Raw genomic sequence first — 24,546 nt, 5'->3', positions numbered from 1 at the left:
ACGACATCATGAAACTTATTCTGAAAGAAAAGCAGGTCAACGGAAGTGCAAAGCCCACCCTGTGGAGCTTCGAGCAGGGCAGACGCGTAATAGGACGATCGACCGATTGCGACTGGCAGGTCAATGACGATGCCCGCCGAGTTTCCAAGCAACATTGCACACTGAGCTGCGACCGCGAGGGGTTCTCCATCACCGACCAGAGCGCGAACGGCACGCAGGTCGATGGCCGCCTCTTACTGGAAGGCGAAACCGTTCGCCTGCAAAATGGCTCACAGATCGGCATCGGCGGACAGACATTCGACGTCATCATCAGCGGCGAGGCTGAATTAGAATATGGTGATCCTGAAAGCTCGCTTCGTGTCAGCGACGAACATATGACGATATCCGCAATTCTGGCGGATATCGCGCCAAATGGCCGTTCTGCACGCGGCGTCATTGCCGGTGGTGCCTCCAACGACGATTGGCCGGACACGGCACCGGACCTGACCGGCAAGAAAACCAAGTCCATTTCCCGCAATGTCGAGGTCGGCTGGAACGCCCCTCCCTCGACTGCCGGTGTTGGCACTGTTTTGCCCACTGACTGGAACGAAGAGCCGGTGGAAAGCTCCAAGCATGAACACACCGATGCGATGAACATTCCAGTGCTGGTTTCACGGCCCAAGAAGAAAGCACCCGTCGAAGATTTCGACGCTGTCTTCATGGGTGGGGACGACGAGGAGGCAGAGATTGAGCCGGCAGCCGCAGTTGTGCCCGGCACGAGCGATCCTATCGATGACCTTCTGCTCGAGATGGAAAAGGAAAGCGCCGAATGTCTTTCCATCCTCGACATCGACCAGACGGCCATCGGCGCTGAGACCCATGAGACATCGCCAAGAGCACGGCTTGAAGGCCTTATTCGCCAGCAGCGGCTGCTGGCCTCGTCTCTGGAAATCCTGATCCGAACCTGCACGCAAAAGCTCGAGCCGCGATTGATCGAAGCCAAGGCTGACGCTCAAAACGACTGGCGCGACAAGATTGCACGCAAGGAATGGGGCGCTCTGGTTCAGAGGACCGATTACTGGTCCACGTTCAAAAAGCACTTCGAAGAAGATGGTCGTCAATTGTCGGTCAGGGAGTTTCTTCAGCGCGCAGCACGGGGCGAGGCTGCGCCTGATGAAGCGCTTCAAACAGATACCAAGGGGGTAAGCAGACAAAATGAGGCATGAAAACCGGGTTGCCTGGAGCGAGGGCATGTTCCTTCGCGTTCAACATTTTCAGCAATCGGACCGTTGGACGGAGCGACTGGTCCGCAATACCACGCGCAACCTTTCGCCATATCCCTGGGGTGTCGCGGAAATAGGCATTGATCGTAGCGCCTTGGCCATCGGCCAGTTTGCGCTCTCGAACCTGCGCGGCATATTGCCCGATGGAACGCCGTTCGAAGCGCCTGAGGATTCTGATCTACCCCCGCCGCTGGATTTGGATGAAGGCGTCAAGAATGCAATCGTCTATCTGGCGCTTCCGGCCCGTCAGCCGGGCAAGGCCGATATGTCCAGTAGCGCCAAGGCTGATAGCAACAGCGTGCGCGTTGTCGCAACCACATATGAGGTGTCCGACGCCAACGTCGATACGGATTTCATAGCGCCTATCGACGTCGGGCGCTTGAGTCTCAAATTCCTGAAAACAGGCGACGATCTTTCCGGCTATGATCTCATCGGGCTGGCGCGTGTCATCGAGGTGCGCTCCGACCGCGCTGTCATTCTCGATCCGGATTTCATTCCGCCGATCCTCAATTGCGCAGCCTCGTCACGCCTTTCCGAATTGCTGACGGAGCTTCTCGGTATTGTCCGGCACCGGGCGCAGGCAATCTCAGAGCGCATCGGTGATCCGACCATTCGGGGTACCGCAGAAGTCGGCGATTATTTTCTGCTGCAAATTCTCAATCGCGCCGATCCGCTGCTGGCTCACCTTTCCGCGAATGCCACGCGGTTTCATCCCATCCGGTTTTATGAGGACTGCATTCAACTGGCCGGTGAACTTGCCACATTCACCACGGATACAAAGCGCGCAACGGATTTTCCGCCCTATCGCCATGATGATCTGAAGGCGAGCTTTGCCGCTGTCTTCGATGATCTGCGCACGTCGCTTTCCTCCGTCTTGGAGCAGGCCGCTGTCGCCATCGAACTGGTGGAACGCAGACACGGTGTGCGTGTCGGCACCATCCACGACCGCACCCTGCTACGCGACTCCGGATTCGTTCTGGCCGTTCGCGCAGATATGTCAGCCGAGGATATCCGCCGCAAGCTGCCAGCCCAGATAAAGGTCGGCCCGGTGGAGCGCATTTCCGAACTCGTCAACGTGGCGCTGCCGGGCATTCCCGTACGCTCGCTGCCGGTCCTTCCGCGCCAGCTCCCTTATCGTTCCGGCACGATTTATTTCGAGATCGATACCAAGTCACCTCTCTGGAAGCAGCTTGAAACCTCCGGCGCCATCGCGCTGCATCTCGCGGGTGAATTCCCCGGCCTTGAGATGGAAATGTGGGCATTACGCGAATGAGCAACGACAAGCCCTCCTCATGGCAAGATTTGCCGACGGTGGTTGAGATCACCGACGAAAGCCGGCTTCGAAACAAAAATGCTCGCAACATGGCGGCTATCCTCGATGACATCATCGAGACCGACGTGGTCCCCGCCCGCGCAGGCCGCAGCGACAATTCGCTGCCCATCGATGCGCTGCTGTCCAATTTCCGTTTCGGCGGCGACGAGGTCCCGACACTGGTGCAGTCGGCAGCACCCCTGCTGAACCTTGCACATGTGTTGCGCTTCAGCGATGCCGAGCCGGACCCGGAGCATCTGCGCCGCGCCTGCATGGAGGCCATTACCCGTTACGAGCGCGATCTTGGATCTGCCCGTATCAGCCCGGAACGCGCCAGAGCCGCCCACTACGTGGTCTGCGCGACCGTGGACGATGTCATCTTGAGCAAGCCTTGGGGCGTGCGTGCAGGCTGGGCCCGCTCCGGCCTCGTTTCCACCTTCCACAATGACGTCACCGGCGGCGACCGCGTATTTGACATTCTCGACCATTTCCACCAGTCGCCTGGTGCCAACAAAGACATACTTCTGCTGCTCTATCTCTGCCTTTCACTGGCATTCGAAGGACGCACACGCGTTTCCGCAAAGGGTGCGCTAGAGCTTTCCCGCATCCGCGACAGTCTCTATAAAACGCTGATCGGGCAGTACGGGGTATTCGAACGCGAGTTGTCGCCGCACTGGCAGGGTGTCGAGGCACGGCACACGCCGCTGCGCACTATGGCGGCGCTTTGGACCCTGCTGTCACTGATCGCACTGGCATTTGCCTTCGGCTACCTGTTCTTCACCCTGTCTTTGAACAGCGCATCCGATACCACCTTCGAGCGGCTGGCATCGTTGCCTCCCACCGACACGCCGAGTGTGTTGATCACAACGCCACCCGCCCCGCCTGAAACACAGCCGGTCAAGGCCGAAGAGCCAAAAGTGGAGCCGCCAAGGATCGTTGAGCCGCCGAAACCGACGCGGCTGGATAATCTGATGGCGTTCCTCCAGCCGGAGGTTCAGAGAAATCTGGTAACGCTGGCGAATGTCAACGGTCGTCTTCGTGTACGCATCAACAATTCCGGCCTGTTCAATGTCGGCAGCGCCGATGTCAGCCCGCAATTCCGTGATCTCATCCAGCGCATCGGCGGCGCGCTTGCTGCCGACAAATTCCGTGCGGTGGTTATCGGCTACACGGACAATGTGCCGATCAAGACAATCCAGTTCCCATCGAACTGGCATCTTTCGGAAGCCCGCGCCAAGGCGGTGGGTGATATTCTTTCCACCTTTACAGGCCCCGAAGCCATTCTAACTGAAGGCCGCGCCGACAGCGATCCGATTGCCGATAACAATACGGCGGAAGGGCGGGAAAAGAACCGCAGAACAGAGATCATGGTGCTGACCAATCCCGGCGAACAACTGAGCGAAGCGGGTATTCTTTCCCCGACGATCACAACGACAACCGGACAGCAACCAGGTGAGGCCCAGCAATGAATCCGCTGAGTTATTTTTATACGATCCGGTCATATGTCGATAGCTATGCTGCCCTCATCGGCAGGCGGTTCATCTCGTTGCTGTGGGCCGTAGCACTCTGCGTCGTCATCTGGTTTTACGGATATCTCGTCGCCTTCGGTACTTTTAAACCTTTCGGAACGACGCAGGCGCGCTTGATTGCCATCGGCATCATATTGCTGATCTGGGTGGTCTACATCGTCATTACGGCCTACCGCGCTCGCAAGCAGGACAAGGAACTTGTTGATAGCATTGAGCAGGAAGCGCTAAACAACAGGAATGCCGAAGTCGGCGAGATACAGACTCGGCTGAAAGAGGCGCTTGCCCTGTTGCGCCGGGTTACCAAGAAGCGGTTCGGCTATATCTACGATCTACCTTGGTATGTGATCTTCGGCGCTCCCGGTTCCGGTAAAACCACGGCGCTGACCAATTCCGGCTTGCAGTTTCCTCTGGGCGATGCGCTTGGCGAAAGTGCCGTGAAGGGCATCGGCGGAACGCGAAACTGCAATTGGTGGTTCACCGATGAGGCTATCCTCATCGACACCGCAGGCCGCTACACGACACAGGACGACCTCGACGGCTCGTCCAAGGCTGGCTGGGAAGGCTTTCTCAATCTCCTGCGGCGCTATCGACGGTCTCAGCCGATCAACGGTGCACTCGTCACTCTGTCCATCCACGACCTTTTGACGCGTGACCCGGAGGAGCAGCGTCAGGAGCTTCGCTCCATCAGACAGCGTCTATCGGAACTGGACGAGTATCTGCACGCACGCGTGCCTGTTTATGTCGTGCTGACAAAGGCCGACCTTTTGGACGGCTTCATCGAGTTTTTCGATGGCTTCAACAAAACGGATCGTCATCAGGTCTGGGGTACGACGTTCAAGCTGGACGAAAGCTATTCCGCACAGGACCTGCCCGAGCGTTTTCTCGAAGAATTCGAACTGTTGCAACAACGTGTCGATGCGATGCTGATCGAGCGTTTGCAACAGGAGCAGAATGCGGAGATACGTGGTCGCATTTTCCGCTTCCCAGCAGAACTTTCCAAGCTCAAGGACCGCTTGCATGAGGCATTGAGCGAGCTTTGCGCCAGCTCACCGCTGATCGAAGCTCCTCTGCTTCGTGGCGTGTACTTCGCGTCCGGAACACAGGCCGAAGCCGGAACGACGGCCCCACGCGCCCACCGCAGCTACTTCCTCGTGCGCCTTTTCAAGGAGGTCATTTTTCCGGAAGCAGCGCTCGTCATGCGTGACAAGCGCCTGTCCGGCCGTCAGCTTTTGGTCCGGCGCATAGCCTATGGCTTGTCCGTGGCTGTGGTCGCAATCGTGTTTACCGGTTGGATCTTGACCTATTTCTCCAACACGCAGGCGCTGGCGGAGGCAGACCGAAAACTCAATGCTTACCAGCAGCTAGTGCAGGGTATTCAAGTTCGCAACGTATCGGACGCGGACTTCCTGCGCATTCTTCCAGCTCTCGATAATCTGCGCGACGTGAATTCCGGCTTTGCCAAAGACCGCGTATGGAATGTTGGTTTCGGGCTTGATCAGGAGGAAAAAATCGCTGGCAGACAGCGCGATGCCTATCAGCGGGCGTTGAACGCACTGCTTTTGCCGCGCATGATCGTGCAATTACAAAAGCAGCTTCAAGACGAGAACGATGTCACGCGGACGTTCAATTCGTTAAAGCTTTACGGCATGCTCGGCGGTCTCGGTAACCTCGACCGCGATTTCATGACCGTGCAGTCGCAGGATATGTTCGCGTCTCTCTATCCCGGTGATGGCAGGGCCGCGGCCCGTGACGCGCTCAATCGCCATGCGCTGGCGCTGGCCGGTGGTGTCCTGGCCCCGATAGAACTCGACGCCAGACTGATTTCCAAGGCGCGGGACACCATCCGTGGTCAGGCCATCGGTGCCCGCGCATATGATATTCTCGCTGGCCTTCCGCAGGCACGCGAGCTGCCGAACTGGAGCCCTTCTGGTGCTTTCGGGCCGCTTGGCGAACGCGCCATGGAGCGTGAAAGTAGCGCACCGCTGGTGGATGGCATCGAAGGGCTGTTTACTGCCAATGGATATCGCGGCGTGGTCATCCCACAGGTTTCCTACGCCTCACGCGTCGCGCTGTCTGAAGCCTGGGTGCGGGGTTCGGATGATGCAATTCGTGGTGCGACCGTGGAAACCGTGGCGCAGGCCGCTCTTCAGATATATTTTGACCGCTTTGAAAAACGCTGGAACGACCTTCTTACCGATGTCCGCATCAAGCCTTCGCAGAGCCTTGGTGACGCGGTAGAGACGACGCGCATTCTGGCGAATGATCGCAATATCGTCATAGAAGCCGCCAAGTCCATCGCTGATGCGACCGACCTGCGTCCTAACGCAGGCGCGAGCCTCACCACTCTGGCGACGACCACCGACGGTGACAATACGGCAGCGATCCTGTCAGCAACCGTCGATGCGGCTGATCCATATGCACGACTTCGCGAAATGCTGGCAGCGAAAGGGTCGGGTCAATCCGAACAGACGAACAGCAATGGCGCAAATGGTGGCAAGGAAACAGGTTCGCCTTCGGAACAGCTGCTTGCCGATATCAAGGCTTTGCATGAGCAACTGGCACGTTCCTCGACCACGTCGGACGAGGTGGCCAAAGTGTTCGATGTGGACAGCCAGTTGACGAAAGCCAATCAGGATCTGTTGCAGGAGGCGCGCCAGCTTCCGGCACCGCTTGACGTCTGGGTTGCCGGGCTTGCGGCCGACGTCGGTTCGCTGGCGGTGAAATCCGCACGTGGCCGAATTGCCGATCTCTGGGCAGCGGAAGGCGCGTCGCTTTGCTCCTCTATTGTTTCGGGCCGCTATCCATTTGATCGTGCATCTCCAAGAGATGTTGCTATGGCCGATTTCACCCGGCTTTTCGGACCGAAGGGCACCTTCCAGACGTTCTTCAAGCAACGCATGGAGCCATTCGTCGACAGAACGACAACCCCATGGGGTTGGAAGGGCACCTTTGGCGCAACAGGCATACCCAGTGATGCCATCGCTCAGTTCGAGAATGCCGACAAGATTTTCCGCGCTTTCTTTCCCAATGGGAGTGAAGTGCCAGCGGTTTCAATCAACGTGAAGCCGGTGTCGCTGACGGATGCGTCAAGTGCGGTCATGCTGGAAATCGAGGGAGAACGGGTGGTGTATTATCATGGCCCGGTTCAAGCAAAATCCATCACCTGGCCTTCGGAGAGCAATTCCGCCAATCTTTCGCGCATCGCTTTCCAGCCCGGCGGCTGGCAGCAGGCGAAAACAGAAAATGGCGACTGGTCGCCATTCCGTCTGTTCGACGACGCTAAAATCGATAACCAGGCAGGCGATTTGTTAAGGGCTAGGTTTGAAAATAATGGCCAGGTGGCTGAGTTCGATATTCAATTTGGATCGGTGCTCAATCCGTTCAGGCTGGATGCACTTGCGAATTTCACCTGCCCTGCTCAATTCTGAGTGACAGACCAATGGTGTTTAATGGAGGGGATAATGACAACGAAAATGCACCGGCACCGCAGAGCCGCCTTGTCTGACTGATGGCAAAGCAAGTCAGCCCCCCCGTCAAAGCCGCAGTCGAAAGCGATCGGATCGGCTTTTTCGGGAAGATCCAGAGCCACGGAGATTTCATCTCCGAGGGAATGGACCGCGATCTCATCGGCGCGCTCGATGGTTGGGTGCAGGCAGGCATGCATGCCTGCGCCGATGTTTTTGCATCGCGTTGGAATTCCGTTTTTTCAGCATCCCCTCCATTGCGCTTCATTACCGAGCGCGGAATTTGGGGGCGCAATGCCTATGCGGGTGTGCTCCTGCCCAGCCGTGACAGGGTTGGCCGTAAATATCCATTAGTCGTATTGGCACAACTGACAGACTTCAACCAGCACCCAAGAACGCTCTATCTTGATGATACCTGGTTCATGGCCGCGGAAGCGGTGGCTGAAACGTCCATGAGATCAGATTTCGACATGCAGCGCTTTACGACATCGGTCAAGCGGCTACGTTTGCCCAAGCCGAAAGGCGAGGATGAGGACGTCCAGTTCTCCGCCCGTTCCGGCGGGCCGATCAGTCTTTGGTGGTATATCGATGCCGACACTCGCCGTGCTCGCGGAATGAAATTCGAAGGCAAGCCCGCGGCAACGGATTTTGTGCGGCTGTTTCGTGACCAGACGTCTACGGAGGAAAGCGAGACGCCTGCGAGCCCGCCGCCCGCTCAACAGGTTTCTCCTGAGACTAAACCTGCGTCTCCACCCAAAACCACGATTGCCCCGAAACCGCCGCGGCATGAGGCGTCCACAGCTTCGCTTATCTATAGTTACGCCACGCATCCGGGAACGCGCCTTAGCGTCAATGCGGATGCACTATTTGTATCCAAGAGCCCTGCCCTCTTCGCCATTGCCGATGGTGTTGGAGACGGCAATGCAGCGGTTGAGGCTGCACGGCTGACGACCAATGCGCTCACCGACATCGCCAGCAACGATCAGGCTGAATTTGTCACTCAGGATATCAAGGGCAAACTCGGAACGGTCAACAGTCTGCTGCTTTCACGCCAGTTTGGGACAGGAGCGCAAAAACCAATGGCAAGCGTAGTTGTGGCGTCTTTGGTTGAGAATACGCTGACAGTCCTGTGGTCAGGCGATGCGCGCGCCTACGTTCTGCGTGATGGCACCATGCATATGTTGTCACGCGATCATGTCATCGTCGGTATGAAAAAGCAGCTTTCACAATGTCTGGGCCTTTCCCAGCAATTTCGTCCCGATACCTTTGGCGAAGAGTGGGGTATGCATGACCGCTTGTTGCTATGCAGTTTCCCCCTGATGCAGGCATTGAAGGAGCGCATCGTCGCCGAGATATTGCAGGAGACTCCGATCAGCGATTGCGCCAATGCGTTGATGCAGGAAGCGCTTATCGAAAATGTCAGGGACAATATCAGCGCTATCGTGATCGGAAATCGGCTTGAGCAACGATGAAGATGTTGCAAGACGTTTTGCCGATTTGTGGGCTACGATACGACAGTCTGAAAGATCTGAGGACGTCATAGATCGTATTCGTGATGCGCTTGATCGCAAGGCGTCCAAGTTGGCTCGGCAAAATCCCGCTTTCATTGAAAACAGTTTCACACTCGAGGCCGTGGCCTATGAAACGGAAACGACACAGATTTTGCGGGTAACGCACCGCGATCGGCGTACATCGTTTGCCATTAAAACATTACCAGAAATCCGACGTGATAACGCTTTCCTTGTGCAAAATCTGCGCAGAGAAGCCGAGATAGGCCTGTCTATACGGCACCCCTGCGTGCAGGAAGTTTCGGCACTTCTGCGTTTGCCAGATGGGCGGCCCGGCCTGCTGCAACCATGGACGCCTATGTCTCTCGCATCTCTGCTGGCAGACCGAAAACTGACCCAGAATGAGATCAACACGACGCTGCACCGAGTGCTGAGAGCTGTTGCCGCGCTCCACGCAGAAGATTATGTCCATGGCGACATCACGCCTGCAAACATTCTACTTCCAGATGGAGATTTGGAAAAGGCACGGCTTGCGGATTTCGGGATCACGCTGACAACCGGCGAACACCACCGCATGCACGGTATCGACTATGCGGGTTCACCGGAATTTTCAGCACCGGAACAAATGGCTGGCTCGTCTGCGGCGCATCCGCTGCATGATATATATTCGGTCGGCAAGCTAGCCCAGCGGCTGCTGAGCGTCACAGATGCTGACGTCGATGACAAGGTCGTGAGATTTGCGCAGATTTGCACGGCACTGGACGCATCAAAGCGCCCTCAATCTGCGAACGACGCCGCTCTTTATCTTTAGGCAAGAGCGGCATTTTGCAAACGCCCTCATCCCCGTAGATATCAGTTGGAACCGCCCGGCTGAGGCGCTGCCGCCGTCGGCACGCTCTTCTGGAAGACCGTCAACAGCTTGGCAGAATCCACCAGCGGTGCGTTGCTGGCATAGAGAACGTCACCCTTCTGCATCTGGAATAGCTGCATCAAGGCGATGCTGGACGCGTCACGCATATTGACGTGGTAGATCACCGGTTTCATGGTCGGTGTGAGAGCCACCGGGTCCTTGGAACCGGACGGCGCCTTCGTTGGCACGTTAACGATCTCGTTGCGGAAAACGTACACATTGCGGGCATCGGCACGATCATCCAGCAGGCCTCCGGCACGGCCAACGGCCTGCGCGAGCGTCATCTTGCCGGTTTCGAACTGGAATTCACCAGCGCTCTTGAATGCACCAAGCGCGGTGAAGCTCGATGCATCACCATCGATCATGATCTGGTCGTCTGGCGACAGGCGGATATTCTGGCGATCTTCCCGCATGATGCGGTCCAGAGAGGCACTGGCGCGCTGTGTGCCGCGAACGACTGTCACTTGAGCCGCACCCGGCGCAACGGTTGGACCGCCAGACTGGTTGATGGCATCCATGACCCGCTCCTGCCGAGCAGTCAGGGCAAGTTTGCCGGGCGTCTTGACCGCGCCGCTGAGCATGACAGCGCTTGTCGGCTTATCCACAACCGTGACAACCGCCTGTGGATTGACCGCAGAGCCTTTGAGGCCGGTCACGACCTGCGACTGCAAGCCCTCTGGTGTCGAGTCGATCACACGCTTCTTGCCGATGAAGGGTAGATTGACGCTGCCATTTTGGTCGACTGTGAAGCGCCCGAGATTAAGTGTCTTGCTCTGGGTAGAGGAAAAAAGTCCATCTTCGCCGGTATCAAGTACAGTGATGTCGATAACATCGCCACGGCGCAGACGTTGAGAGTTGTAACCAGTATTGCGCAAAGCAGTCAGACCAGGACCGGTCGAGCTTTCCACCAAAGACGGTGACATTGGCGTCGCAGGCGCGTTTGCCAGCTCAATAACACGAATTTTTTCATTGGTGTTGGGAAGAGTTGCTGACCGGATATTTCCGGCAGTCGGACCATCAGAGGGCTTCGCACAACCGCTCAACAAAGCCAAAAGAAGTACCGAGACAACCTTCTTCATTCCATTTCCCCGCAATAGAATCACCTACACGCAGGAATAGCATCAAGGCGTTAACTCGCAATAACTTTGAAGCTGAAAATTGAAAAAGATGCCATCGGTAACAGAGCCCCTGTGGCCATTTGGCAACCAGTGACGTTACGTTATGCCACAAATTTTTTAGCCTTACAAAAGGAAGACGCCAAACGTTGTGCGATAGCCTTACAAACCACCGTCCAGAAGATGGATCGAGCCTACGTCTCAGATACTCACCTCTTCATGCTTGAAGCGATCCGAGGTCAATCGACGACAGCCTTATGCGGCTTCTTTTGCCGGGAAGGCGCTTTTCCGGGTTTTCCGAATAAATAGCCCTGCGCTTGGGCGCAGCCCTCATCGACCACCATTCTGTATTGGCTATCCGTCTCGATACCTTCGGCCGTTACTGGCAAATCTAGGCTGCGACCAAGCCCGATGATGGCGCGCACGATAGAGTGGGCATTTTCATCCTGCTTCATGGCCGCGATAAAGCTGCGGTCGATCTTGATCTTGTCGAAAGGGAAACTGCGAAGATTGCTGAGCGAGGAGTATCCAGTTCCGAAGTCGTCCATGACGATTGTAACGCCAAGCCCCTTCAGTTGCCGCATGGTGGACAGCGTTATGGCGCGGTCCTTCAGAAGTGCGGCTTCCGTCATCTCAAGCTCGAGACGCAAAGGAGACAGTCCGGTTTTTTCAAGCGTCGAGCAGATCGTGTATGCGAGATTTGCGAGGGAGAACTGTACCGGTGAGACATTGACCGCCACTTTGATATGCGGTTCCCAGCGCGTGGCGGCGGAGCACGCTTCGTGCAATATCCATTCACCGAGCGAAATGATGATGCCGCTTTCCTCCGCGATCGGAATAAAGACGTCCGGCGGTACCGTGCCGCGCGTTGGGTGTTGCCACCGCACCAGCGCTTCGTAACTCGCCACTTCACCGTTTTCCACAGAATGCACCGGCTGATAGAGGAGCTCCAGCTCGTTGCGGCTGATGGCTTGGCGCAGATCGGATTCCAGACGCCGACGTTCTTTGCTTTCCTGATCCATTGCCGGGTCGTAAAAAGCGACGATGCCGCGGCCATTCACCTTCGCGCGGTAAAGCGCCATGTCAGCAGCATGCATCAGGGTCTCACTGTCGTCGCCATTAGCGGGGAAAGCTGCAATGCCGATGGTGACGCCCACGGCTGTCGGGTCGCTGACACAATTCATCTCCCGCCGGAATGTCGACAAGATATGCTCACCGAGATCACGCGCGTCTTCGCTTGTGGTGCTGAAAGCGGTCAGAATGAGGAATTCGTCTCCACCCAATCTGGCCACAAGGTCACCTGGCCTGGCAGACTGTATCAATATTCGTGCGACATCCTTGAGGACGCGGTCACCTTCGGCATGGCCGAAGAGATCATTCACGGCTTTGAAACGGTCGAGGTCCAGCGCCAGCAGCGCGAACTCGTCATCTTCCTGCGCAACGGCAATGTGATTTTTCAACCGTTCTTGAAAGAGCGTACGGTTGGCGAGACCAGTGAGAACATCGTAACGCGCCAGGTATTCGATCTCGCGTTGCGCCCGCCGTTTTTCCGTCAGATCGCGCACTGCCATAACCTCGCAGGGACGCCCACGATATTCGATGGTGGTGACAGCGAGCTCGAACGTGCGTGATCGATCGCCGCGGTTCGGAACTGCCTCCACAGCCCCATTGCGCTGTAGATGAGCTGGAATGCCGTCATCGGCATGCATCAGTTCTTCGGCATTTTCTCCGATAAGTGAGGCTTCGCTTGTGTCAAACAATTTCGCAAACCGGCTGTTGACCTCAACGATCCGACCATCGCGCACCACTGCCAGACCATCCAGCGTAGCGCCCACGAGGCCTTTCAGATCTACCAGATGACGGTCTATCAGTGCGGCAACGCCGGTGGCAGCTAGGATAAGGAACGTCACCCCGCTGATCGCACCCATCATCACCACCCTGTCCAGACCCTCAACTTGCGGACCTGGTATGCTGGGATCAGGAATGAGGATCGTGGATGACATTGCCGTGAAATGAAGGATCAGCACGCCCAGGATCGACGCTGTCGCGGACGCCACAACGCGCTTCCAGCTAAGGAGGCTCTGGAATAGAATAAATGACAGTGTGAAGAGAGCGCCAGCGATAACAGTGCCGACGATGATGGGCGGCAGGCGGTATTCAATCTGAGCGGCCACTTGCATCCCGGTCATACCCAGGAAATGCATCGCAGCAACCGTCAATGTTATGATGCCTCCTGATAACATCGCACCCCTTATGCCACGCCACAAATATTGCATGCTCAGCCAAAAGCCGAACACGGCAACGACGGCAGAAACCGTCGTGAATGGGAAATCAAATCCGATCGGCACACTGCCTTGATAGGCCAGCATGGCGATGAAGTGAGTCGCCCAAACGCTGAGACCGGACGCCAAAGCAGCGACGAGAACCCAATAGGGTCTGCGTCTCACTGGGCTTTCTTCCGCACGAAGCAACAGATGATAGAAGGATAGCATTCCAAGAAGCGCGATTACGCCAGCAAGCACGACGATCCGTCGATCATGTTGCAAAGCAACACATTCTAGTACAGCGAACACTGGGCCAACACCTCCAACAATGAAGCAACCGACTATATGTATTAGTACAGTTAAATTTAGAAATTACTAATCCAAATTGTAGTAGATGGCCCTTACGCAAAGAAACCCGCGCGAGGCGGGTTTCGGTAGGCAGTCGTTTTTAAACGACACATGTCTGAGCTGTGATCTCAGATTTCAGGGCAACCGCGTTCATTTGCGAATGTGATAGTGTCCTGGCCGCGGCGCGTAAAGCCTTGCACGACAACGCGGCGTGGCGTGACACGAACGATTTCCGGATCGCGAAGACCGGATGCACGTGCCGCAGCGCGAGCTTCGCGCTCCCCACACCCACGACCGCGTGGTGGTCCGCGACGGTCCACTTCTCGGTCACGCTCGCGAATGACTGGACGCACGCCGTCACGGCCAATTCTCAGCTCCATGTCCTGCGCCTGGGCTGGAGCAGTCATAACGAAGCCTGAAACTGCCATCGTAATGGCCAATCCGGCAATCTGGATTACCTTGTACATATTTCCTCCTGGGCGCCTTCGATGGCGCACATCAATTCTCACGAGGCAATAACGCAGATGTGAGTTGCTTGTTCCTTGACGGCACACTGGAAACGTCCGGCATTGCGGCCGGGCGGTCCCTTATGCGGCGACGTCGGCGGTAAAGGCGGACTTTATGAGCGTCTTGGTGTAGTCGGCCGTAGGGCTGTTGAAGATGGCATCGGTTTCGCCCTCTTCCACGATTTTTCCATCCTTCATCACGATCACATAATCCGAGATCGCCTTGATCACCGAGAGGTCGTGGCTGATGAAGATGTAGGAAAGACCGTGAGCCTTCTGCAGATCACGCAACAGATCGATCACCTGGCCCTGCACGGAGCGGTCAAGTGCCGACGTTGGCTCATCAAGGATCACAACGTCAGGCTTCAGGATGATGGCGCGGGCGATGGCGATGCGCTGGCGCTGCCCGCCGGAAAACTCGTGCGGATAGCGATTGCGGGCGGCGGGATCGAGCCCGACTTCCGTCAGCGCCTCGATTGCGCGTTTGTCCCGCTCGGCCCGGCTGAGCTCCGGTGCGTGCACATATAGCCCCTCGGTAATGATTTCGCCCACCGTCTGGCGTGGGGACAGCGAACCATAGGGATCCTGAAACACCAGCTGGAGCTGTCTGCGCATGGGCCGCATGGCTTTCCTGTCCAGGCTGGAAATATCCTTCTTGCCAAAGAACAAGCGCCCGATGGACGGTGTGAGCCGTAGCAGTGCCCGTCCTAGCGTAGATTTTCCCGAACCGGACTCTCCGACGATACCGATAGTCTGGCCCTGGCGCAAACTGACATTGACGCCATCCACTGCCCGGAAGGCGCTAGCCTTGGTGAAAAGGCCGCCGGGTATCTCGTAATCAACGGTCACATTATGGCCGGATAGAACAACCGGCGCTTCCGGGCCCACCTGTGGTTTGTGGCCACTCGGTTCGGCGTCCAACAGCATCTTCGTGTAGTCCGCCTCCGGACGTTCGAAGATATCCTCGGTCGTCCCCGTCTCTACGATTTCGCCACGGCGCATGACAGCGACGCGATCGGCAAAATGCCTGACAACGCCGAGATCATGCGTGATGAGAACAACGGCCATACCAAAACGCTTCTGCAAGGATTTCAGCAGATCAAGGATTTGCGCCTGAATGGTAACGTCGAGCGCCGTCGTCGGCTCGTCCGCGATCAGCAAATCCGGCTCATTTGCAAGCGCCATGGCGATCATCACACGCTGACGCTGACCACCCGATAGTTCGTGCGGATAGCTATCGATCCGCCGCATCGGGTCAGGAATCCCGACCAGTTGCAACAGTTCCAGAACACGGCCCCGTGCTTCACTGCGACTGCCCCCACGGTGATACAAGATCGGCTCCGCAATCTGCTTGCCGATCGTGTAGAGCGGATCGAGCGAGGTCATCGGCTCCTGAAAGATCATGGTGATCTTTGCACCGCGGATATCGTTCAGTTCGTTGACCGGGAGGCCGATCAACTCACGGCCCCGGTATTTTGCCGAACCTTCGACTTGGCCGTTACCGGCAAGTAGGCCCATGATGCCCATCATGGTCTGGCTTTTGCCGGAACCAGACTCGCCGACGACAGCCAGGGTTTCACCCGGCTTCACATCGAGATCGATGCCTTTGACGGCGCTGACCATGCCGTCAGGCGTCGTGAAATTCACCTTGAGCCCGCGCACATTCAGTATGGTGTCAGATGTCGTATTCATATCAACGATCCTTGGGATCGAGCGCATCACGCAACCCGTCGCCCACGAAGTTCAAAGAAAACAGCGTCATCACGAAGAAGATCGCCGGGAATATCAGCAGCCATGGGGCCGACTGCATATTGCTGGCACCTTCGGAAATCAGCGCGCCCCAACTGGTCAATGGCGCTTGCACACCCAGACCGAGGAAGGAGAGGAAGCTTTCCAGAAGAATAACCTTCGGCACCACCACGGTCACAAACACAACGACGGGGCCGATGGTGTTGGGAATGATGTGGCGGCGGATGATCTGCCAGTCGGTCAAGCCCAGCGCCTGTGCGGCACCCACGAACTCACGGCGTTTCAAGGCCAGTGTCTGGCCACGCACGATGCGCGCCATGTCCAGCCATTCCACCGCGCCGATGACAAGGAAGATGAGAATGAAACTTCGCCCGAAGAATACCACGAGCACGACGACCAGAAACACGAAGGGCAGCGAATAGAGAATTTCAACGAAACGCATCATCGCATTATCGATACGCCCGCCGATATAACCGGCAGTCGCGCCGTAGACGACGCCGATGCCGAGCGACACGAGACTTGCGAGAACGCCGACGGCAATCGATATCTGACCGCCCAGCATGATGCGAACGAGAAGATCGCGACCATTGCTATCTGTGCCGAAGAAGAAATATTCGCGGTTCACATCGCCGGTGATTTTCAGAGTGCGGCCATCGTCTTCGGTGGCGACGACTTTGGTGTTTTCAAACTCGTTGGCACGATCGAAATAACGTGTGGTACGCGGGTCGACTTCGGTTGCCGAGGTAACGGTTGCTGTGAAGGTCTGGCCCTCTACGGCAAACTCCCTCAATTCCACACGCGCGCGGCCGGCAATGCCCTCCATCACGCCTTGAAGGTTGGTGACATCGGGACGGGCTTCAAGGCTTGGCGGCACTGAGACGTATGATGAAAACACCTGATCATAGGTGTGGCTGAGAAAATGCGGTCCAAGAAACGAAAACAACGTAATCAGCACCAACATGACCGCTCCGGCCATGGCAGCGGTATTTCGTCGGAAACGCATAGTTGCGAGTTGGAACAAGCTTCGGCTTTTCACCGAGGGAGATGCGGCGATGCTGCCGGGGATATCAGTCATGTCTGACCCTCGGATCAAGAAGGCCGTAAAGAATATCGACCACAAGATTGAAAACAATGACGAAAAGCGCGATGAGAACAACGGTTCCCATGACAAGCGTATAGTCACGATTGATAGCACCTAGCACGAAATAACGCCCGACACCGGGAATGGTGAAGATCGTTTCTATGACGGCCGAGCCAGTCAGAAGAGCGGCGGCGCAAGGTGCGAGATAGGAAACCACCGGCAGCATCGCAGCGCGCATGGCGTGGACAATCACCACGGTGCGGCCCGGCAGACCATAGGCCTTGGCGGTGCGAATATGGTCCATCCGCAAAGCCTCGATCATTGACCCACGTGTGAGGCGGGCAATGACCGCAAGCTGCGGCAAGGCCAGCGCAATCATCGGCAGGAGGAGATAACGCAGCGATCCGTCACCCCAGCTTCCGGCAGGCAGAAGACCGAGCAGCACAGCGAATACAAGCGTCAGCACGGGTGCGACGACGAAGTTGGGAACGGTGACGCCGACTGTCGAAAACGACATCAGGGAGAAATCGAAGAAACTATTCTGCCGCAATGCCGCGAATGTACCGGCCAGCACACCGCCGATCAGCGCAAGCAGAAGGGCGTAAAAACCAAGCTCCAGCGAATAAGGCAGACCCTTGCCGATCAATTGGGCAACGGTGTTGTCCTTGTAGATATAGCTGGGGCCGAAATCGCCAGTCACGGCATTTTTCATGTAGATCAGGTACTGGCGCCACAATGGTTCATCCAGATGATAGGTTCTCATCAGGTTTTCCATCGTCTGCGGTGGCAGAGGACGCTCAAGATTGAACGGACCGCCGGGTGCAAATCTCATCAGAAAAAAAGAAATCGTGACGACGATGAACAGCGTCGGCACGGCGCTCGCCAAACGGCGCAGGATAAAAGAGATCATAGGTTTAGGCTCCGGGCATGGCACGGCGGCTACGCGTCTCGCGACCTTATCATCGCCTTAACGCTTTCGCCCGTTCTTTCAGCATGTCGCGCAAAAGCCCTGAAGCCATTGCGCGACATGTTTCAAAACCACCGTGGCAGCACTGCTTATTCGGAAACGCTCAGGAAGCGGCTGAGGTGTTCATTGGCCGCATTGTCCTGCCAGCCCTTGACGCGGTTGGAAACCAGCCACAAGTCGGCCTGCGTCAGAAACGGCGCAACTGGCTGCTCCTTCATCAGGATCGTCTCTGCCTCGTGCAGGATCTTGTTGCGGGCAGCAGGGTCTTTCTCGTCGTAAGACTTCTTCATCAGTGCATCGAATTCAGGGTTGTTGAACTTCGAATAGTTGAAGGTCTTGTTTGTCGAGACGGACAGCGCGAGGAAGTTTTCGGCATCCGCGTAGTCAGCAACCCAGCCAGCACGGGCGACGTTGAACTTGCCGCCTTCCTGCAGGTAACCGTAGTGCGAGGCGACATCGAGGTTCACCAGCGAAACATTGGCACCGAATGTGGTCTTCCACATATCGGCAACGGCTGTGGCAACGCGCTCATGGTTGGGATTGGTATTATAGCGGATCTCGATGGATAGCGGCTTGCCTCCCTCACCATAACCCGCTTCTTTCATGAGTTTCATAGCTTCGTCTTCACGATCCAGCTGCGAAAGTGTTGCGAAGTCTGCTTTTGCAGGCTCGCCGTAGCTGCCCATGCCGGGCGGAACCATGGAGTAGGATGGAATCTGCGATCCGCTGTAAATTTCCTTGGCAAGGAAGTCGCGGTCCACGGCCATGGAAAGGGCGCGACGAACGCGAGCGTCGTTATAGGGCGCTTCGCGTGTATCGAAGGTGTAATAATAGGTCGCGAGTGTCGGAGAAACGTGGACCTGCTCACCGTAGGACTTGCGCAGGCGATCTAGCTGATCTGCCGAGAAGTTATAGGCGAGGTCCATTTCCTTGGCTTCGAAACGGCGAACAGAAGCCGCCTGATCGTCGATCGGATAGAAAATGACCTTGTCGATCTTGGTGTTAGCGGCGTCCCAGAAATTTGGGTTCTTGACGACGGTCAGACTGTCGTTTGGAACGTGAGCCTCCAGCTTGTAAGCACCGTTGGACACCATCACACCGGGCTTCACGAAATCCGCGCCGTTCTTCTCTACGCTAGCCTTGGAGACTGGTAGAGCGGTCTGGTGCGCGAGCAATTCGAGGAAGAAAGGCGTCGCGCGCTCAAGCGTGACTTCCAGCGTCTTGGCGTCAACGGCCTTCACGCCGAGCTCTTCAAGCTTGGCTTCGCCCTTGTTGATCTTTTCTGCATTCTTGATGGGATAAAGAATGTTGGCGTATTTCGCGGCAGTCTTCGGATCTTCTACGCGCTGATAGGAGAACACGAAGTCCTCAGCCGTCACAGGCGTACCATCAGACCATTTGGCGTTTTCCCGAAGTTTGAATGTGTAGACCGTGCCATCGTCAGACAAAGTCCAGCTTTCTGCCGCACCGGGAACGATCTTGCCGGCTGCATCGTAAATGGTAAGACCTTCATAAAGGTCCTTCACGATGAAGGCTTCGATGTTGATCGAGGTCTGAGCCTGATCGAGAGTTTGTGGTTCCCCGGAATTACCGCGATGCAGAACGGTTTCTGCGAGAGCGGAACTAGCGCCAATCAGAAGCGAGCCTAGCAGGATTGCGGCGCGCGTTGTTGTTTTTATAGAATTCATTTTTTTAATTTCCCCATAAAGTGTGAGAACGCGCAAACAAGGACAAAATGCGCTGGGGCGCAACCCCAATATTTATCAGGCGGACAAATTAGAGAACCCGTAAACATGTTGATTGTGGAAAACCTTGCTCCAAACCCGTCTGTCCCGGCGCTTTCGTTTTTCATAAAAATGAAATAAAACGAAAGTCCACAGATATTGTCGGGTAGAAGCTTTCATGTTTTTCTCATCGCGCCAGCTTGATATCATCGAACTTGCAAAATCCGAGGGTAAGGTCAGCGTCGACGATCTGGCCTCACGATTCTCGGTGACGGCGCAGACGATACGCAAGGATTTGAACGATCTTTGCGAGGCGCGTGCGCTGACTCGAATCCATGGCGGCGCCATCTTTCCAAGCAGCACGGAGAACGTGAAATACGAAGCGCGACGTTTGATTGCCGCCACGGAAAAACAGGCGATAGGTCAGGCCGCAGCTGAGCTCATTCCCAGTAAATCATCGTTGTTCATCAATATCGGCACAACCACCGAAGCTGTCGGCGAAGCTCTCGTGGACCATCAGGAATTGATGGTCATTACCAACAACATCAACGTTGCCAACAGGTTACGGATATTCCCCGGTATCGAGGTCGTCATTGCCGGCGGCGTGGTACGCGGCACCGATGGCGGAATTGTCGGAGAAGCCGCCGTAGATTTCATCCGCCAGTTCAAGGTGGACTATGCGGTGATCGGCGTCTCTGCCATCGACAAGGACGGCGCGTTGCTGGATTATGATTTTCGCGAAGTGAAGGTGGCGCAGGCCATCATCGCCAATGCGAGGCATGTCATTCTGGTGTCAGACTCCAGCAAATTCGACCGGACGGCACCGGTGCGAATCGGTCATCTCTCGCAGGTCCACACTTTCATAACGGACCACTGTCCGCTCGACTCCGTGAAAGTCATTTGCAAGGAAAATGACGTACGGCTGATCGAAACAGAACGCTCGCAAGCTCAAAACTGAAACGATTAACATTCGTTTGACATTCACTTTATTTTCATTTTAACTCCTACCAAGTTCGAATTCCAAGGATAAGCGACGGAATGGCGCGCCAGGGAGAGTGACGTGACTGAGCAGGCAGTTCGCGATATTTTCGTGATCGGTGGTGGCATAAACGGGTGCGGGATCGCACGTGATGCTGCTGGTCGCGGCTATTCCGTGACCTTGGCCGAAATGAACGATTTCGCCTCCGGCACCTCTTCAGGCGCAACCAAACTCATTCACGGTGGACTTCGCTATCTCGAACATTATGAGTTCCGTCTGGTGCGCGAAGCCCTGATGGAACGCGAAGTGCTGTGGGCGATGGCACCGCACATCATCTGGCCGATGCGTTTTGTTCTGCCGTTCCACAAAGGTGGTATCCGCCCGGCATGGCTCATCCGGCTCGGGCTTTTCCTCTATGATCATCTGGGCGGTCGCAAGCTGCTGCCAGCCACAAAATCCCTCGACATGCGCCGCGATCCGGCAGGCAAGCCATTGAAGCCGCTCTTTACCAAGGCTTTCGAATATTCGGATGGCTGGGTGGATGATGCGCGTCTGGTGGTGTTGAATGCGCGAGATGCTGCCGACCGTGGCGCTGACATTATGAGCCGCGCGAAAGTGGTGTCCGTTCGCCGCGAAGGCCGGCTCTGGAACATCGACATCAAGGAAAACGCGACCGGCACTGTCAAGACGGTTCAGGCGCGTATGCTCGTCAACGCGTCTGGCCCCTGGGTGGACAATGTTCTGTCCAACGCGGCGGGCAAAAATCAGGTTCATAATGTGCGGCTGGTTCAGGGCAGCCACATCATCGTGAAAAAGAAGTTCAACGATCCGCGCGCCTATTTCTTTCAGAACCCGGACAATCGCATCATCTTCGCAATTCCCTACGAGACGGATTTCACCCTGATCGGCACCACCGACCGTGATTACACGGGCGATCCGGCAGATGTGAAAATAAGCGGCGAAGAGACGGATTACCTTTGCAATGCGGCGAGCGAGTATTTTGCCGAGCCGGTCACGAAGGACGATATAGTCTGGACCTATTCGGCGGTTCGCCCGCTGTTTGACGATGGCGCTTCCAGCGCGCAGGAAGCCACGCGCGACTACGTTCTGAAGCTTGAGAATGCTTCTGGTGAAGCGCCGTTGCTGAACGTGTTCGGCGGTAAGCTGACGACCTATCGTCGTCTGGCGGAACACGCGCTTGAAAAAGTGGCGGAAGCCATTGGTGACAAGGGCAAGCCTTGGACAGCCAAGAGTTCGCTTCCGGGCGGTGATTTCGTGGCCACCGGCTATGAGGCGGAAGTTAAAAAGCTCAATGCGAAATATAGCTTTCTATCTGATCGGCAGGCGCGCAGACTGGTGCGTCTCTACGGAACCAAAGCAAATGCGATCCTTGGCGATGCGACTGATATGGAGGCGCTCGGCCAGCATTTCGGAGGCGATCTTTACGAGCGCGAAGTCGAATGGCTGATCCGACAGGAATGGGCCAGAACCAGCGACGACGTGTTGTGGCGCAGAACAAAGCAGGGCCTGCATTTTTCTAAGGAAGAAGCGGCCGCACTCGACAGTTACATGGCGTCTATCGCCGCATGATGAACGCCCGAAAGGGCGGAGCAGACTGATATTGAAGCGGATATCTTGCAGGTTGGGAGGCCTCGGGACAGCATGCTGGAATTACGCAACATCGCCAAGATGGTGGGTGGTGATTACCACATCTACCCGACCAATCTGACCCTCAAGCGAGGCACGTTGAACGTGCTGCTGGGGCCGACGCTGTCTGGAAAAACATCACTGATGCGGCTGATGGCCGGTCTCGACAAACCGACCGAGGGCCAACTGCTGTTCGATGGCAAGGATGTCACCGGCAAGCGCGTGCAGGATCGCAGCGTTGCCATGGTGTACCAGCAGTTCATCAATTATCCGGCGCTGACCGTTTACGAAAACATCGCCTCCCCGATGCGGATCGCCAAGAAAGACAAGGCAACCATCGACCGCGAAGTGCGGCGCGCTGCCGACATGCTGCGGCTCACGCCCTACCTCGACCGCACACCGCTCAACCTCTCCGGCGGGCAACAGCAGCGCACGGCGCTTGCCCGCGCCATCGTCAAGAATGCCAGCCTGGTCCTGCTGGATGAGCCTCTTGCCAACCTCGATTACAAGTTGCGCGAAGAGTTGCGCGAGGAGTTGCCGAAGATTTTCGCGCTATCCGGTGCCATCTTTGTTTACGCAACGACCGAACCATCCGAAGCCCTGCTCCTGGGTGGCAACACCGCGACCATGCATCAGGGGCACATCGCCCAATATGGCAGCACCATTGATCTCTACAGAAACCCGGTCGATCTCGTCTCGGCAAAGACTTTCGCTGATCCACCGCTGAACATCATAGCGCTGACGCGCGCCGGTGGATCGTTTCTACTCAATGATGAGCCTGCTTTCCCGGTACCGGCGCATCTTTCGACCATTGCAGATGGCCCGGTGACCTTGGCCTTTCATCCTCACCATCTCTATCCGGCACCCGCAAATGGCGGAGCTGCAATCAAGCTGAGTGCAAAAACGCTGATCTCGGAAATTGCTGGTTCGGAAAGCTTTATTCATCTGGATTACGCGGGCAATCGCTGGGTGATGCTGACACGTGGCATCCTCGATATCGAGCCGGACCGCCAAGTCGATATTTACCTGGATACCCGTCATCTGATGGCGTTCGATGCGGATGGCCGTTCGCTTGCAACCCCGCAACAAGCAGCCGCGTGAGGAGAGACCATGGCACGCATCAGCCTCGATCATATCCGCCACGCCTACAACGCCAAAGCCAGGGCGGCCAATGATTACGCCCTGAAGGAAGTGAACTACGAGTGGAGCGATGGGGGTGCCTACGCGCTGCTCGGCCCATCTGGCTGCGGCAAAACCACCCTGCTCAACATCATTTCCGGCCTCATCAACCCATCGGATGGACGCATCCTGTTCGATGGCAAGGACGTGACCAACTTAGCCACGGAACAGCGCAATATTGCGCAGGTTTTCCAGTTCCCTGTCATCTACGACACCATGACCGTTTACGACAATCTGGCCTTTCCACTGCGCAATCGCGGCGTGCCCGAGGCCGATGTCGACAGGCGTGTCAACGAAATCCTCGAAATGATCGACCTCAGCGCATGGGGAAAACGCCGCGCACATCGCCTGACCGCCGATCAGAAGCAGAAGATTTCGCTAGGCCGTGGCCTCGTGCGCGACGATGTCAACGCTATCCTGTTCGATGAGCCGCTGACTGTGATCGACCCGCATATGAAATGGGTGCTGCGCTCGCAGTTGAAGCGCCTGCACAAGCAGTTCGGCTTTACTATGGTCTACGTCACGCACGACCAAACCGAAGCCATGACCTTCGCCGACAAGGTGGTCGTGATGTATGACGGCCAGATCGTGCAGATTGGCACGCCCGCCGAACTGTTCGAACGGCCAAGCCATACCTTCGTCGGTTATTTCATCGGCTCTCCGGGCATGAACTTCATGCCTGTGTCGCTCGATGGTGCGCAAGCGAAAATAGGCGATCAGCATGTGTTGCTCGACGCAGCACCAAATGTTGAAAGCGGCGTGAAGACGGAACTCGGCATTCGTCCGGAATTCATCTCTCTGGGTCGCGAGGGCATGCCTGTCACCATCAGCAAGGTCGAGGATATCGGTCGCCAGAAGATCGTCCGCGCCAGCTTTGCCGGGAATCCTCTGACCGTGGTGGTGCCTGAGGATGGCGACATTCCTTCAGAACCCCGCGTCACTTTCGATCCGAAAGCCATCGGCATCTACGCCGATAGCTGGCGCGTTGGCGCGGGAGGCTGA

At 56.5% G+C, this 24,546-nt stretch carries 17 protein-coding genes; 10 read left to right on the top strand and 7 right to left on the bottom strand.

Annotated features, from left to right (window positions below; translation table 11 throughout):
* Window positions 1-8 precede the first annotated feature (8 nt).
* From ATO67_RS10680 to ATO67_RS10655, 6 genes are all read left to right on the top strand, one after another.
* Complete coding sequence (locus tag ATO67_RS10680; protein WP_067648189.1) at window positions 9-1,205, top strand: FHA domain-containing protein; 1,197 nt, start codon at window positions 9-11, stop codon at window positions 1,203-1,205.
* The gene (tssK, locus tag ATO67_RS10675) at window positions 1,195-2,535 is read left to right on the top strand and encodes a type VI secretion system baseplate subunit TssK (RefSeq protein WP_067648186.1); all 1,341 of its coding nucleotides are present in this window, start codon (window positions 1,195-1,197) and stop codon (window positions 2,533-2,535) included. The genes ATO67_RS10680 and tssK overlap by 11 nt, the downstream gene beginning before the upstream one ends.
* On the top strand, window positions 2,532-4,043 hold the full coding sequence (tssL, locus tag ATO67_RS10670; protein ID WP_067648183.1) for a type VI secretion system protein TssL, long form: 1,512 nt from the start codon (window positions 2,532-2,534) through the stop codon (window positions 4,041-4,043). Before tssK ends, tssL begins: the two co-directional genes overlap by 4 nt.
* Window positions 4,040-7,531, top strand: a complete 3,492-nt coding sequence (tssM, locus tag ATO67_RS10665) for a type VI secretion system membrane subunit TssM (protein ID WP_067648180.1) — start codon at window positions 4,040-4,042, stop codon at window positions 7,529-7,531. Before tssL ends, tssM begins: the two co-directional genes overlap by 4 nt.
* A gap of 80 nt (window positions 7,532-7,611) precedes the next feature.
* Window positions 7,612-9,039 carry a type VI secretion system-associated protein TagF gene (tagF, locus tag ATO67_RS10660; RefSeq protein WP_067648176.1) on the top strand — a complete coding sequence of 476 codons (1,428 nt, stop codon included), beginning with the start codon at window positions 7,612-7,614 and terminating at the stop codon, window positions 9,037-9,039.
* Window positions 9,026-9,886, top strand: coding sequence for a protein kinase domain-containing protein (locus tag ATO67_RS10655; RefSeq protein WP_245303956.1), 861 nt, complete (start codon window positions 9,026-9,028; stop codon window positions 9,884-9,886). The genes tagF and ATO67_RS10655 overlap by 14 nt, the downstream gene beginning before the upstream one ends.
* 41 nt (window positions 9,887-9,927) lie before the next feature.
* On the opposite strand, the gene ATO67_RS10650 is transcribed toward ATO67_RS10655, so the two are convergent.
* The 7 genes from ATO67_RS10650 to ATO67_RS10620 all read right to left on the bottom strand — a co-directional run bounded on the left by ATO67_RS10650 (window position 9,928) and on the right by ATO67_RS10620 (window position 19,703).
* Window positions 9,928-11,064: a polysaccharide biosynthesis/export family protein gene (locus tag ATO67_RS10650; RefSeq protein WP_067648172.1), complete on the bottom strand. Its 1,137-nt coding sequence runs from the start codon at window positions 11,062-11,064 to the stop codon at window positions 9,928-9,930.
* Between the two features lie 275 nt (window positions 11,065-11,339).
* Window positions 11,340-13,673, bottom strand: a complete 2,334-nt coding sequence (locus tag ATO67_RS10645) for a bifunctional diguanylate cyclase/phosphodiesterase (RefSeq protein WP_067648169.1) — start codon at window positions 13,671-13,673, stop codon at window positions 11,340-11,342.
* A 167-nt stretch (window positions 13,674-13,840) separates the two neighbouring features.
* Window positions 13,841-14,179, bottom strand: a complete 339-nt coding sequence (locus ATO67_RS10640; protein WP_067648166.1) for a hypothetical protein — start codon at window positions 14,177-14,179, stop codon at window positions 13,841-13,843.
* A 120-nt stretch (window positions 14,180-14,299) separates the two neighbouring features.
* Window positions 14,300-15,910, bottom strand: coding sequence for an ABC transporter ATP-binding protein (locus ATO67_RS10635; protein WP_067648163.1), 1,611 nt, complete (start codon window positions 15,908-15,910; stop codon window positions 14,300-14,302).
* A gap of 1 nt (window position 15,911) precedes the next feature.
* A complete protein-coding gene (locus tag ATO67_RS10630) occupies window positions 15,912-17,042 on the bottom strand; it encodes an ABC transporter permease (protein ID WP_067648160.1) in 1,131 nt (376 codons plus the stop codon).
* Window positions 17,035-17,958 (bottom strand): oligopeptide ABC transporter permease OppB, encoded by a 924-nt coding sequence (gene oppB, locus ATO67_RS10625; RefSeq protein WP_067648156.1) that lies wholly within the window; start codon window positions 17,956-17,958, stop codon window positions 17,035-17,037. The genes ATO67_RS10630 and oppB overlap by 8 nt, the downstream gene beginning before the upstream one ends.
* A 146-nt stretch (window positions 17,959-18,104) precedes the next feature.
* Entirely contained in the window at window positions 18,105-19,703 is a 1,599-nt protein-coding gene (locus tag ATO67_RS10620) for a peptide ABC transporter substrate-binding protein (RefSeq protein ID WP_067648152.1), read from the bottom strand.
* Window positions 19,704-19,917: 214 nt separating this feature from the next.
* Between ATO67_RS10620 and ATO67_RS10615 the strand changes: the two genes are divergently transcribed.
* The 4 genes from ATO67_RS10615 to ATO67_RS10600 all read left to right on the top strand — a co-directional run bounded on the left by ATO67_RS10615 (window position 19,918) and on the right by ATO67_RS10600 (window position 24,546).
* Window positions 19,918-20,697 carry a DeoR/GlpR family DNA-binding transcription regulator gene (locus ATO67_RS10615; RefSeq protein ID WP_067648149.1) on the top strand — a complete coding sequence of 260 codons (780 nt, stop codon included), beginning with the start codon at window positions 19,918-19,920 and terminating at the stop codon, window positions 20,695-20,697.
* Between the two features lie 102 nt (window positions 20,698-20,799).
* Complete coding sequence (gene glpD, locus ATO67_RS10610) at window positions 20,800-22,308, top strand: glycerol-3-phosphate dehydrogenase (protein WP_067648146.1); 1,509 nt, start codon at window positions 20,800-20,802, stop codon at window positions 22,306-22,308.
* 72 nt (window positions 22,309-22,380) lie between these two features.
* Window positions 22,381-23,466, top strand: a complete 1,086-nt coding sequence (locus ATO67_RS10605; protein ID WP_067648143.1) for an ABC transporter ATP-binding protein — start codon at window positions 22,381-22,383, stop codon at window positions 23,464-23,466.
* 9 nt (window positions 23,467-23,475) lie between these two features.
* Window positions 23,476-24,546: an ABC transporter ATP-binding protein gene (locus tag ATO67_RS10600; protein WP_067648140.1), complete on the top strand. Its 1,071-nt coding sequence runs from the start codon at window positions 23,476-23,478 to the stop codon at window positions 24,544-24,546.

It is taken from the genome of Agrobacterium bohemicum, assembly GCF_001562555.1.
Classification (GTDB): domain Bacteria; phylum Pseudomonadota; class Alphaproteobacteria; order Rhizobiales; family Rhizobiaceae; genus Agrobacterium; species Agrobacterium bohemicum.
The sequence above is the reverse complement of the archived record's forward strand: the minus strand, read 5'-3'. Positions and strand labels throughout refer to the sequence as shown.